Raw genomic sequence first — 12934 nt, forward strand, 5'->3', positions numbered from 1 at the left:
AATGTTGATGACTAAACTCGCTGTAGCCCCTGTAGTGATACGGCATCGACGCTATTTGCCTAAGTCACATAAATTTGAAGCTCAGTTGAATTATTTATGGTTTGATCCAGATCAAATCCTATCGATTACCCAGCAATCTTATTTATGGTCATCTAGCCGATGGAATCTGCTTAAACTTGATCCAAATGATTTTTTAATCGAAGAACACGGTTCAATTCGGCAAAAAATTCAAAAAATAATATTAAAACAAGCCAATAGTTTAGTGGCTTTAGATACGCAGATTCGAGTTTTAGCGTTACCACGGACTTTAGGTTTTCGTTTTAACTCAGTGGTATTTTATTTTATTTTTGATGCCAATGAAAAGCCGCTGTTTATTCTGAGTGAAATAACCAATACGCCTTGGGATGAACGTAAAGTATATGTGCATGATTGCCGTAACAACGTAGTACAACATTCGCAGTTTAGCAGTTATCAATTCAAGTTTAAAAAATCATTTCATGTCTCGCCTTTTATGCCAATGGACATGAATTACCTGTGGAATTTTAATTTTTCTACTCAGCAAAATGTCATTCATATGCAGCTTTTTCAACAGGATGTACTGCAATTTGACGCGACTATGCGATTTATATTAGTGCCCATCACAGTTTCTTCACAGCAGCATCGATATGCTATTTATAGTGTCTTTGAACCTTTCAAAATGATGGCAGGAATTTATCTGAATGCTTTTCGCTTATGGAAGAAAAAAGTACCATTTTATCGACATCCTAAAAAAGACAAAGGAAAAACAATGCCATGAAAGCACTTATTTCCACTGAACAAGACTCACTGCCTTTGGTTTTACAAAGTTTATTAAAGCTACGTCATGGTCAAATTATATTTCAAGGGGTGTGGAATGGTTTTGTCGGCGACAATATGGAGTTAATTGCGGTTGTTCAGGTCCATGATAAAAAACTGGTGGAATTGATTTTTAAGCATGGCGTATTAGGTGCCGCCGAAGGCTATATTCGAGGTTATTGGAGTACTGATCATTTGGTTGAGATGGTTCAAATTTTGGCACGTAATCGTGATCTTTTGGATACGCTAAATCAAAATATTATTGCTCAGGCGAGTCAATTTTTTTTAAAAGCTTGGTATAAAAAACGCAGGAACTCAATTGACGGCAGCCGTAAAAATATTGCAGATCATTATGACCTGAGCAATGATTTCTTTAAATTATTTCTAGATCCATCAATGATGTATTCCAGTGCTGTGTTTAAAGATGCTGAAATGACTTTGGAACAGGCTTCTGAGTATAAAAAAGAATTGATTTGTCAAAAATTACAACTAAAGCCGATGGATCATTTGGTCGAAATTGGGAGTGGTTGGGGCGGTTTTGCCCTTTATGCTGCACAAAACTATGGTTGTAAAGTGACTACGATTACTATTTCACAAGCGCAATATGATGAAGCAGTAGCCCGGATTCAAGCAGCAGGTTTAGCACATCGGGTAGAGGTGCAATTAAAAGATTATCGCTTACTGGAAGGTAAATTCGACAAACTTGTTTCCATTGAAATGATTGAAGCTGTAGGTGAGCAATATTTATCAACCTATTTTAAACAATGTCGCAATTTGTTGAAGCCGCAAGGGCTAGGACTGATTCAAGCGATTACCATTGAAGATGCGCGTTATAAAAAAGCCTTAAAAACTGTGGATTATATTAAACGTTATATTTTCCCTGGCAGCTTTATTCCGTGCATCAGTGTATTAACTCAAACTGCATCTGAACAAAAATTGCGTTTAAAACATTTAGAAGATATTGGGCAAAGTTATGCACAAACGCTACATCTTTGGCGGAAAAACTTTTTAGCTGCCCGTGAACAGGTTCTAGCGCTTGGATTTGATGAAAAATTTATTCGGATGTGGGATTTTTATTTGTGCTATTGCGAGGGTGGTTTTAAAGAAGGAGTGATTAGTGATGTGCATATGTTGTTTGAAGCCAACGTTTATTAACTTTTAAGCATCCAAATGCCAAGGAGTGAGCAAAATGTTACTCAAGTTGTTGTTACTTGATGTCGTGATTATGCTGATATGCTGGCTCATCGTGACCTATAACAGTCGTGCTGGTTTAGTCGATGTTGCATGGAGTTTCTGTATTACGCTGAATGTCATCATTGCAGCATTTTTGCTGAATACAGCACCCTTAGCTGTACGTATCTTTATTGGGCTTGCTAGTAGCATTTGGTTCTTACGTCTGACTTGGCATTTATTACGCCGTTACTTGCATGAAATAGAAGAAGACCGTCGTTATGCCAATATGCGTCGTGCAATGGGACAATTTAAACATTTAGGCTTTTTGTGCTTTTTTATGTTTCAAGCAGGACTGGCGCTTTTGTTTTCCTACCCGATGCTGTCCTTACTGAGTTTCCCCGCAATACAGTGGAATGAATGGACGAATTGGGCGCTGATCGTTGCGATAATCATTATGCTACTGGCTTTCATTGGTGAAAGCACTGCTGATCAACAGCTGTATCATTTTAAACAGAACCCAGATCATCGCGGTCAAACCATGGATCAAGGTTTATGGAAGTATTCACGGCATCCGAATTATTTTTTTGAATGGTTACATTGGTTTGCTTACCCCATTTTAGGTTTGGCCGCAGGGCTTTATCTGTTATGGATTTATCCATTACTGATGTGGGCATTTTTATATTACATCACAGGTATTCCGTTTAGCGAACAACAAGCATTACGTCATCGTGGTCAAAATTACCGAGATTATCAACAACGAACGTCAATGTTTATTCCGTGGCAACCTAAAGAGTAGATCACAACATGGATTTTATTATTCAGCAGTCTTTAAAACTGGTCGAAAGTGGATTGGTTCCAGATCAGGCGATACGTGCAGCGATACGGAGCTTAAGTAAAAAGCGCTTAATTCAAGAAGGTCGTTATGATCCTGAACAGGGCAGCAAGCGTTATATGGATGTCCTCCGTATGCTAAAGCGCAGTGAAATTGCGATTGAAACTGATAAAGCCAACCAACAGCATTATGAGCTTCCCACTGAGTTTTTTCAGGCAGTACTGGGTAAACGCTTAAAATATAGTGCGAGTTTATTTAGCGATGCTCAAACGAGTTTGGACGAAGCTGAAGAGTTAGCCTTAGCAGGTTATTGTGAACGGGCACAATTAAAAGATGGTCAACACATTTTAGAAGTTGGTTGTGGTTGGGGATCTTTAAGTTTATGGATGGCAGAGCATTATCCAAATGCAAAGATAACTGTTGTATCGAACTCTTCAACGCAACGTGCCTATATTCAACAACAAGCCAAACAACGACAGTTCAATCATTTGACGGTCATCACTTGCGATGTCAATGTGTTAGAACTTGAAGGTGGCTCATTTGATCGCGTGGTGTCGGTGGAAATGTTTGAGCATGTGCGTAATTATCAAAAGCTATTTGAAAAAATAAATACGTGGCTTAAACCTGATGGATTATTGTGGTGTCATATTTTTTGCCATCGATTTTTGCATTATCCATTTGAAATTAAAAATGAATATGATTGGATGTCGAAATACTTTTTTAGTGGTGGATTGATGCCGTCTGCGTCAACTTTCTTACATTTTCAAGATCACTTGCAGTTAGAACAGCATTGGCAGTGGTCAGGTATGCAGTATGAAAGAACGGCCAATGCCTGGCTTGAAAATATGGATCGGAACCAACAACGTTTAAAACCATTATTTGAAAAGACCTATGGCAAAGATGCAGCAGCTTGGTGGCAACGTTGGCGAATCTTCTTTATGGCTTGTGCTGAACTGTTTGGTTTTGAACAAGGCCAAGAATGGGTCATTGGTCACTTTTTGTTTCATAAGAAAGCCGTATAATCTAAATTGAATCTGTTGTTCAGTGGGTCATACAAGGGATATATTTATGCTGAGGCTTTTTAAGAGCAACCGTGCTCATCCCTTGGGTGAAGTCTTTAATCGTTATTACTGGTTGCAAATTGGATTGATCGCTTTGTCGATTGTGATTGGTATTGCATGTAGTGCATGGGTGATTAAAGGCACATTATTGAAAACTGCGCTTGAACAGGAAATGGAGCATTATTGGATGCGTATAGAGCATAATCCAAATGCAGATTTGCCTGACACCAAAAATTTATATGGATATCGCTGGAATAATGTGACCCCCACTAGCTTTCAAAACATACATTTAAAACCAGGAGTTGGCCGTCATTTTGTGGATGGTAAAGAACGTATGACCGTCTATGGAGAGCGTAATGGACAGCATGTTCTTTTGGTTTTTGGTGAAAGTAATGTCAATAAACTGATATGGTTGTTTGGTTTAGCACCGTTAATGCTGAGTTTGTTTGTACTTTATAGTGTGTTGTGGTGGTGGAATCGGCGTGCGCGCCGTTATTTTTCTCCGATCACTCGACTTGCCAATGCTTTAGAAAACATCGATTGGGAACATCAGAACAAAGAAGCATCACCTTTTAAGGACATCAGTACTGATGCAAATATGGAAGCAGAATATTTAAAACAAGCATTAGAGAAATATCATCAGGTTTTGAATGAATTTATTAATCGTGAACGTGAGTTTAGCAGTGATGTCAGTCATGAACTACGGACACCTTTAACAGTTCTAAAAGGTAATGTTCAAATTTGCCAAGCCCGTTATGGTGATAACAAAGCCTTTATTCGTCTGGGTAATACCATTGAAGACATGCAGTTACTGGTTGATACCTTATTGGCAATTGCGCGTAATACCACCAATACGCTCACTCCAGAATATAGATCAATCTTCAATATATTACATGAATTACAAGTTGATTTAGAAAGTGTGGGTCAGGTCAAAGGAATACAGATTAATCTTCAACAAGATCCGAATGAACAGACACGGCTACTGTATCCATCTATGACAAAAATGGTTTTTGGTAATATTTTACGTAATGCCTTAAATTATTCTCAAGGTTCAGAAATTGATATTATTGTGCAAAAAAATAAGGTCCTGATTGCCGATAATGGTATAGGCATCAATTTACCCAATAACGTTAAAGTACGCGAGTTATCTTGCCCTCAATTAAAGTTACAAACCAAAGGGCATGGTATTGGACTACAATTAGTACAGAAATTGTCTAAGCAATTGGGTTGGCGTGTGGAGTTGTTTGATCGTCAATATTATTTAACTATTCACAATGATATTACTTTAATGCCTTCCACGGGATTAGTCGTGGTGGTTTATCTTAACTAAGTGAGTCTAGTTCAAGCGAAATTTTTAAGCCAACACCTGACACTGTATGAATCAATTTCTGATTAAAAGGCTTATCAACCATTTTACGTAAATTATAAATATGGCTGCGCAGTGCATCACTTTCAGGCTCTGTATCACCCCATAATTCTATTACAATTTCTTGTTTAGTAATGACTTTAGGTGAGTTTCTCATCAATAACTTCAAGAGCTTAAATTGAATTGGTGGAAGTTCAATATTTTGACCAGCACGGCTAATAGTTTGTCGTGCACTATCTAAAATTAGGTCGTGAATTTGTAATTGGCTATTAGAAACTTCACCCATTGATCTTTTAATCAAAGCTCGAACTCGCATAACCAATTCGTTAAAGTCGAATGGTTTGACCAAATAATCATCGGTACCTGAAGTAAAACCTTTCATTTTGTCATCTAAGGTATCACGTGCTGTGAGCATTAGTACAGGGATGTCTAAGCCTTGTTCTTTCCTTAACCAATGACAGAGATCGTAACCTGAGCCATCAGGTAAATTAATATCCAATAACAGAATGTGATAAGGATTGTGTTTTAATAAATTTCGAGCTGTGTCTAAATTACGGGCATGATCTATTACAAAACCATGTGTCTCTAAAAACTCACAGAGGGTAGATGCTAATTCGTAATGGTCTTCGACCATAAGGATAAAATGCTTTGTCATTACAATAACTTTATGTCGTTAATTTAAGAGCTGTTGTTTCAATTTAGCATTAAAAGGCTGTGAACCTAACCAAATTTTAAAATATTGATTGGCATGATCATTTTGGATATGACCTAATGTTTTCTGATTCAGTAAAAGTGTCAATGTGTGGGACGAATGGACGTAGCTTAAAGTGTATAAATCGCCATTTTTAACTGGTTTATAAAGCTGTGTAATTTGGTTCAGGGGAGATGTCTCTTTAAAATCAGGAATATTTTTCTTTAAAAAATGTGTGGCTGCACGTTTAAATGCCCATTCTGGGATATCTTGAGTATAAGAAAAATTCATTTGAATACTTTGCATATCCCAGGCTTTTTTACAAGACTCTGCAAAGTAGCTTACTTGACCGACTTGTTTTTTCCCGATTAAAAGGGCAGCTGTTGCACATTGTTGTACAGATGCAGCATGAATTGTTGACGTGCTGACGGATAAACCAGTCATACACGCAACACTTAAGATGATTTTTTGAATGCTAATAACCATGAATAAGCACCTCCTACATAAGGCAATTGACGATATAGGCCATTTGCAGGATCCCAAAAGTCTTGTTGAAAAATAATTTGATTATCTTTATTTACTTTAATTTCACTAATACCATATGACGCCATTTTTCTTTGCACACCAAAAATTTTGAACTCATAAGCCATATACCAATGTATATATGCAGAGTCTTGCTGATGGGTAGTATTTAATAATTTTACTTTGACATTGCTAACACGCTTATTCATACCTTTGAAATGTTCTAGTAAATTTTGTCGTGATGAGAACTGGGAAAGTGTGTCATTGATAAAAAAGTGCTCTGCATATAGAGAACTGGCTTTATTTATGAATTCTGGTGTACCTAAAGTATTGAAGGTAGATATGAAATGAGTGCCAATCTCTAATGCTTGGGTTTCTGTCAATGTCATACCCGTAATATTATTTCTGGCGGAACTATAATCTGAGGAATAACTTGGAATGCTTTTACATCCTGATAAACACATCAGTGCCAACATAGAGGCAAAGATTTTTTTTGGGTTTTTCATGATCATTATCCATTTTGAATTTTATTTAATACTGTAGATAAATCAGTGTGAACGAGATGTGAAGTTGGATAAAAAATTATCATTTTTGCCACATTAAAGTAGTCAGAGACATGTCTGAAAGCATTCCAGCACCACGAATATTTGTTATAGAACACCGCTTCCGCCAAATATTTAAAAGACCCTTAAATTGTTAAGGGTCTTTTTTTTTGCTTTGATTTTATTTCACGTCTCCTATATAAATTTTGGATTGAAATAGAACAGATCAGATTGATTTAGATGATCATCATGTTGAATCTCTTTTCACAGGCGAGGGCAATAACCCAAAAATTTACATTCATTTATAATTATTCCATTTAAATTCAGCATTGATAAAATAAGTACGTTCCAGACCATTTAAACCACTATACGCAGCTCTATAGGTAGTATTGCCCAGGTTACGGATCCCTGCACTTAAATTGACATATTTATGATTAAAACCCGCATACAGGCTACCGATGGTATAGGAATCAAAGCCGCCTTTTTGTATGACTTGAGGTTCATTAAATACGGTCTGAATTTTGCCTTTCACCCATGGCTGTAACGGCAATTGGCTAAAGGTATATTTATAATGGCTGTTAATATCAATTGGATGTGCCGCAGCTTGCACAAAAACATCCTCAGAATCAATCTTATTAAAACTGCCTGAAATCCCGAAATCATGCACTTCATCCATATAATTGGCACTGAATTCCATGCCCCAATTATTGACTTGGTTGGCATTATAATATTGAGTGGTATCTTGGAAAAAGTCAGATTCACGATCATTAAAATCGCCTGTCGCGATATTGCATTTACCGATGCGAATACAACTTTCCAACCCAGCCCGATCAATAACTCTACGATTGGTTTTTGTCCAAATATATTGGTCAAAGTCGCTATAAAACACACTGGTATTTAACGCCCAATGATCATTGAGGTATTTCCAAGCAACTTCGGCATGGTAGCCTTCTTCAGGTTGTAAAGCTAAACCTCCACCCAAAAAGCCACCAAATGTATAGCGTTCATACAAATCAGGTGCACGAAAAGTACGGCTGATGTTGGCGGAAATATTCTGAGTATCGGTGAGGTGATATTGTGCTCCAAGCGCCCATGTTGGCTCGAATATGGTTTTTTCAGGGGTAATTCCCGAAATACCGATGAGTTGCGAGGCAAGTTCAGCATTTGCGCCTGGCAGTAATTTTTGTCGGGTTGCCCAATAATTGGCGCGTACTCCTGCAAAACCTGTCCATGTGCCAAAGTCATATTCTAGATTGGTAAAACCTGCATAATAATCTTGTTCAGAATACACCGCAGTGACGGCTTTATCTAAAACAGCTTCAAGACCAAAACTGGCTTGTAATTGATGCCAGTTTAAAAATAGATTGGCATTAAAATTATCACTGTCTAAGGTTTCGGTATAACCGCCTTCTTGTTGGCGTTCTAATAAGGACTGTTTGTTATATTTAAATGAGAAGTTATTAAAAATACCCAGATTGTCTTTACGATAAGTGATGGATTTTGATTCACGCTCTTTGCGTGCCAGCAGCATCACCATTGCATCTTGCATGGTACTCCCATGTGCTGATGCAATATCTTTGCCGATCCATTGGTCATAATCGAGATCAATTTGGCTATCTGTAGCAAATTTTCCTGATAATTTGGCACTCAGTGATTCGGCGTCATAACCCAAATCTTTGACGGTTACTGTGCTATTCACTGCATTTAATGCATTGGTTTTACTAATCGCATATTTTTTATCAGCATCACCACGGACCCGATAGTCATTGGACGATTCTTTGGTATAAGTGACCTTTGCACCAAAATTATCCATGCCTGCGTTTAGACTGGTGGTGGAACTGGTTTTGTCATAACCCTCATCATAAGCGAATTTTTGACTGACCCCGATGCCTTGACTCATTTGTACAGGTTTGGTCTTGACGATAATGACACCACCTGATGCACCCGGGTCGTAAATCACCGCAGGACTACCTTTTACCACTTCAATCATTTCAACGTTGTTAATATCCACCTGATTGATTTCACCAGAACCTGAATGGTCTAAACCTTGATTGGCGATTTTGATGCCATCAACAACACTGACCACGCGTTGCCCAGTCAGACCACGAATTTTTACATTTTTACCGAAAGCCCCAGTTTCGGTAATGGAAACACCCGGAATATCCCGAATCGCTTCTTTGACATCGGCTAAGCCTTCCTGCTGAATTTTTTCCTGACTGATGATCTGTTTGGAATAGGGTTTGTTAAACATTTCTTGTTGATTTTGTCGCTCTGCCTTGAGGACTTTTTCTGCTGTGACTTCAATGACAGGCAGTTTAGTGGGTTGTTCATCAATTATGTCGGTATCTTTATTATTTTCTGCTGCATAGAGTTGATAGAAAGGAGAGTATCCACTAGCAATACACATGGTCAATAATAGATATCGTGGGAGAAAGGGAGGTGTGTGCATGACAGAAATCCAGTCAAAATAAACGCAGGGTTGCTGCCCCATCTTAAGAATAGAAACAGCAACCGGATTGAATAAGCTATGTATAGATTAGTCAGTGATCCAAGAACCATTAATATGATTAACTTTTTTCAATGATTTTTCTTTTTCTGAGAAGCCACTAGTCAGTATAGGAACACCAGCATGACTACCTGTCATATGCAAGCCAAATAGACCACCAATCCCAGCCAAAGTGTTATTACCTGAAGCGTCGGCTGTGACATTGGTAATTCCACCCTCTAGATCCTTAATGTTACCCATGAGTTTGCCCGTGGTGGCATTGACAATGCTACCGACTGTGTCAGCTGTATCCGTTGCCTGATTGGCGCGTTTATTCCATAACAATACATTGCCTTCATAAACACCATTGGCACGGAATGCAGTGCGTTCAAAGTACATGCGGCCAAACGTTGGGGTGACGCTGGTTTTGCTGGCTGTTGGCGCATTGAGTGGTAATTTATAAACGTTATAAACACGGGTTTCTGTGGCAGTTGGATTGGTCTCATTGACATAGACATAATCACCTACGGCCACCGCAGGTACCCGCATTGAAGTAAAGTATGGAATATCCTGATCAATGACAGCATTATCCAATGCTGTTTTTGTGGTTGTGGTTGCTGTATTTAACCAGCCTTGTTGATAGTTGAGGTTCATCTTGTCTTTAGATGGCTTGGCCGCTTCGACAAATAAATAGCCATTTTTGACCACAGTTAGGTTCAGATTATATGACAAAGCCACATTGCCTGAATTATTGGCTAAATCCGTACCAGTGCCATTATCATAAATTTTGCTTGCGCTGGTGCCTGTTAATTTAAGAATCTCGGCATTTTTATAGACATAGGCTTCACGAAATACTTGATGGGTGAACACGGCATTTTGTGTATCAAGGTTATAATTAATCAATAAATAACCAGTATTACCTTCTGCTAAATTATCGACTACATTTGGCATGTTAAAGAAATTACTAAAGATACCTGCGCCACCATGTCCGCCACCAAATTTAATTTGATGATGTTCAGGATTATAATTGGCAGGATATTCGGCACCTGTTACATTCACTATACTTTTTGCAGCCTTATCATAAGCATAAAGTGTTTTTACACCTTCTTTTGCCAAATAAATATGGGTATCGTTTTGTGCTAAGAAGTAGTATTGACCTGTCCCGCCACTAATATCAGTACAGGTGATTAAATCAACGGTACAGCTTTGTAAACGCGCAGCTTCATTACTTGCGGTTGGGTAGCTTCCTTTAACATAGGCAGCACTATAGTTGACCAATACCGAATCAGTTTTACCTGTCGTGTTATTGACAACCGGCTTAATGGTACGACCTTGTGTTACTTTGCCATCTGATAAACGTACAGTGATGTAGGCATTTTTAATATTGTCAGACAGCTCGCCTCTAAAAATATCGGGTAGTTTGGCAAAAGTACGCAATTGCACATAGGAGTTATTAATATCAGTTTCATTGAGATACATGGTTTGTGTATCACCAATCGCCTTCATTTCTGCAGTTTTTAATGCTGCTGGTAATGCTGCACTACTAAAAATGGTGGCTTGACTGTTTGGATTGCTTGCATCAAAACGTTTTAGAATATTGTCGGTATAGAATGTATATTCAGTTGCTGTTGTTGTACCAGCTGGTGTGTAAGTTCGTTTTTCTTTAGATGCATTTGGGTCAAGGAAAATACCATATTCACGCTTTTTATAAACCGTTTTATCGCCATCTTTTGCAGCACTCATCACAAAGACACGATTACCTAAAATCACGTTGTTGATGCTGCTGTAAGAGTCCTGTTTGTCATTATTAGGGTCATAACGGACAATTTGAGAGTTACCAGTATCTGGGTTGGTGACTTTGTAGAATTGATAATCAAACACCGATTCAATTTGAGTATTAATCGTAATGCTCAGATCTGTGCTAAGTGAACCATCACTGACACTTACTACAAGTGTATCTGCACCAACCACATTGCCTGCAATATAAGTGATCACACCTGTTTTACTGTCAATGCTTGCAGTGCCTAATTTTGGCGCAGTTTTAATGCTATAGGTAAGCGCGTTGTTTTCAGCATCTTTTGCCGTTACGCTAATTTTTTTACTGTCTAGGGTTTGTACGGTCACTGGGCTGATCGCATCAATTGTGGGTGCAGTATTGGTCGGTTTGCTGTCTCCACCACTACCACCGCCACCACAACCTGTAAGAATGGTACAGATTGAACTGGCAATCAGGGTTTTATGACCTATTTTCATTTTAGATAACAACATTGCTTTATCCTTTGCTTGATAAAAAAATGGACAATCATCGTGGCTAGAAAGGACAATGCTTTGTTGGCTATATGATAATGATAATTATTTACATTAAAATACTAATCTAATACAAAAACAGAGTCAACATAATAATTCTGTTTAGCATATTGATATTTATTGTGAATTGATGAAATGTCTTTTAATTAGATTCGTATGGTGCAAATTTTTTAAGCGTGGAAAATTTTTATTGCCGTCATACAAGTACTTTAAGATGAGACGATATTTCGCAAGCCTTCACTCACAAAATATGCCCAATTTAGCTAATTTAAATTATTGTATAGTCACTAATTTTTTGACTACTTCTTCGCCTACTTCACGTGGTGATTGAGGATTTTGACCTGTAATAATACGGTCATCGACAATGACATAAGAGGTAAATGGAAAAAATCCTTGAGAATATTTTGCACCTTTTGATTTCAACTGATTTTCAAGAAAAAAGGGCACTTGTTTTTTCATCCCTGAAAGCAATTCTTCACGATTTGAAAATCCTGTCACTTTACGGTTTGCAATGAGCGCTTTGCCTTGTTCATCTTTTAGGGAAAGTATACCTGCCACACCATGACATACCGCGGATACCACACCACCTTGACGATAAATTTGTTCAGCTAGTGCGGTTAATTCAGAATTATTTGGAAAGTCCCACATCACGCCATGACCACCAGTAAAATAAATTGCTTTATAGTCAGACGCTTTTACCTCACTTGGCTGTAAGGTGTTATTTAACCGCAACATAAATGCAGGATCGGCTAAATAAGCGCGTGCTTGTTTATCCATATAGATCCATTTTTGACTACGCTCATCCAGTGGCACTGGACCCCCTTTAGGGCTAATAAAATCCATTTGGTAACCCGCTTTATGCGCAACGTCATAGAAATGTGTGAGCTCAGTTACCCATAGCCCTGTAGTATCTTCACGTGAAGGGTATTTGTCATGATTGGTCATCACAACCAATATTTTTCCTTTAGATCCTGACGAAGATGGGTTCGAAATTGATTTTGAACTGCTGTTATCATTCGCAGATGCAAAAGGCACTGAAAATAATGCTGCTAAAATAACCAATAACTGTTGAATTATACGATGCTTAATAACCCAAGTATTTGTCATCATGATTTCCTGTG

General features: G+C 38.1%; 11 protein-coding genes. 5 read left to right on the forward strand and 6 right to left on the reverse strand.

Features of this window, described 5'->3' with window-relative positions:
* The first annotated feature begins 1 nt into the window (after nt 1).
* The 5 genes from M2R48_RS05515 to M2R48_RS05535 are packed head-to-tail and all read left to right on the forward strand — an operon-like array spanning nt 2 to nt 5230.
* Nucleotides 2-796: a DUF1365 domain-containing protein gene (locus M2R48_RS05515; RefSeq protein WP_004819743.1), complete on the forward strand. Its 795-nt coding sequence runs from the start codon at nt 2-4 to the stop codon at nt 794-796.
* Complete coding sequence (locus tag M2R48_RS05520) at nt 793-1989, forward strand: SAM-dependent methyltransferase (RefSeq protein ID WP_004819745.1); 1197 nt, start codon at nt 793-795, stop codon at nt 1987-1989. Before M2R48_RS05515 ends, M2R48_RS05520 begins: the two co-directional genes overlap by 4 nt.
* Nucleotides 1990-2023: 34 nt before the next feature.
* The gene (locus M2R48_RS05525) at nt 2024-2803 is read left to right on the forward strand and encodes a DUF1295 domain-containing protein (RefSeq protein WP_004819746.1); all 780 of its coding nucleotides are present in this window, start codon (nt 2024-2026) and stop codon (nt 2801-2803) included.
* An 8-nt stretch (nt 2804-2811) separates the two neighbouring features.
* Nucleotides 2812-3861: an SAM-dependent methyltransferase gene (locus M2R48_RS05530; RefSeq protein WP_004819750.1), complete on the forward strand. Its 1050-nt coding sequence runs from the start codon at nt 2812-2814 to the stop codon at nt 3859-3861.
* 46 nt (nt 3862-3907) lie between these two features.
* Entirely contained in the window at nt 3908-5230 is a 1323-nt protein-coding gene (locus M2R48_RS05535; RefSeq protein ID WP_004819752.1) for a sensor histidine kinase, read from the forward strand.
* Here the strand turns inward: M2R48_RS05535 and M2R48_RS05540 are convergent.
* The 6 genes from M2R48_RS05540 to M2R48_RS05565 form a co-directional block, all read right to left on the reverse strand.
* Nucleotides 5223-5921: a response regulator transcription factor gene (locus M2R48_RS05540; protein ID WP_034617843.1), complete on the reverse strand. Its 699-nt coding sequence runs from the start codon at nt 5919-5921 to the stop codon at nt 5223-5225. The genes M2R48_RS05535 and M2R48_RS05540 overlap by 8 nt on opposite strands.
* 18 nt (nt 5922-5939) lie before the next feature.
* Entirely contained in the window at nt 5940-6443 is a 504-nt protein-coding gene (locus M2R48_RS05545) for a chalcone isomerase family protein (RefSeq protein WP_004819755.1), read from the reverse strand.
* The gene (locus M2R48_RS05550; RefSeq protein ID WP_262085344.1) at nt 6413-6985 is read right to left on the reverse strand and encodes a nuclear transport factor 2 family protein; all 573 of its coding nucleotides are present in this window, start codon (nt 6983-6985) and stop codon (nt 6413-6415) included. The genes M2R48_RS05545 and M2R48_RS05550 overlap by 31 nt, the downstream gene beginning before the upstream one ends.
* Before the next feature lie 334 nt (nt 6986-7319).
* Nucleotides 7320-9470, reverse strand: a complete 2151-nt coding sequence (locus M2R48_RS05555; RefSeq protein WP_262085345.1) for a TonB-dependent receptor plug domain-containing protein — start codon at nt 9468-9470, stop codon at nt 7320-7322.
* Between the two features lie 87 nt (nt 9471-9557).
* Nucleotides 9558-11774, reverse strand: coding sequence for an Ig-like domain-containing protein (locus M2R48_RS05560; RefSeq protein WP_262085346.1), 2217 nt, complete (start codon nt 11772-11774; stop codon nt 9558-9560).
* 312 nt (nt 11775-12086) lie between these two features.
* Entirely contained in the window at nt 12087-12920 is an 834-nt protein-coding gene (locus tag M2R48_RS05565) for a type 1 glutamine amidotransferase domain-containing protein (RefSeq protein WP_262087451.1), read from the reverse strand.
* Nucleotides 12921-12934: the final 14 nt, after the last annotated feature.

The sequence above is a fragment of the Acinetobacter sp. I-MWF genome (assembly GCF_025433935.1).
Classification (GTDB): Bacteria; Pseudomonadota; Gammaproteobacteria; order Pseudomonadales; family Moraxellaceae; genus Acinetobacter; species Acinetobacter guillouiae.

Coding starts and splice junctions, on each gene's coding strand:
- M2R48_RS05515 (WP_004819743.1), top strand. CDS start 2: ATGTTGATGACTAAACTCGCTGTAGCCCCTGTAGTGATACGGCATCGA.
- M2R48_RS05520 (WP_004819745.1), top strand. CDS start 793: ATGAAAGCACTTATTTCCACTGAACAAGACTCACTGCCTTTGGTTTTA.
- M2R48_RS05525 (WP_004819746.1), top strand. CDS start 2,024: ATGTTACTCAAGTTGTTGTTACTTGATGTCGTGATTATGCTGATATGC.
- M2R48_RS05530 (WP_004819750.1), top strand. CDS start 2,812: ATGGATTTTATTATTCAGCAGTCTTTAAAACTGGTCGAAAGTGGATTG.
- M2R48_RS05535 (WP_004819752.1), top strand. CDS start 3,908: ATGCTGAGGCTTTTTAAGAGCAACCGTGCTCATCCCTTGGGTGAAGTC.
- M2R48_RS05540 (WP_034617843.1), bottom strand. CDS start 5,921: ATGACAAAGCATTTTATCCTTATGGTCGAAGACCATTACGAATTAGCA.
- M2R48_RS05545 (WP_004819755.1), bottom strand. CDS start 6,443: ATGGTTATTAGCATTCAAAAAATCATCTTAAGTGTTGCGTGTATGACT.
- M2R48_RS05550 (WP_262085344.1), bottom strand. CDS start 6,985: ATGAAAAACCCAAAAAAAATCTTTGCCTCTATGTTGGCACTGATGTGT.
- M2R48_RS05555 (WP_262085345.1), bottom strand. CDS start 9,470: ATGCACACACCTCCCTTTCTCCCACGATATCTATTATTGACCATGTGT.
- M2R48_RS05560 (WP_262085346.1), bottom strand. CDS start 11,774: ATGTTGTTATCTAAAATGAAAATAGGTCATAAAACCCTGATTGCCAGT.
- M2R48_RS05565 (WP_262087451.1), bottom strand. CDS start 12,920: ATGACAAATACTTGGGTTATTAAGCATCGTATAATTCAACAGTTATTG.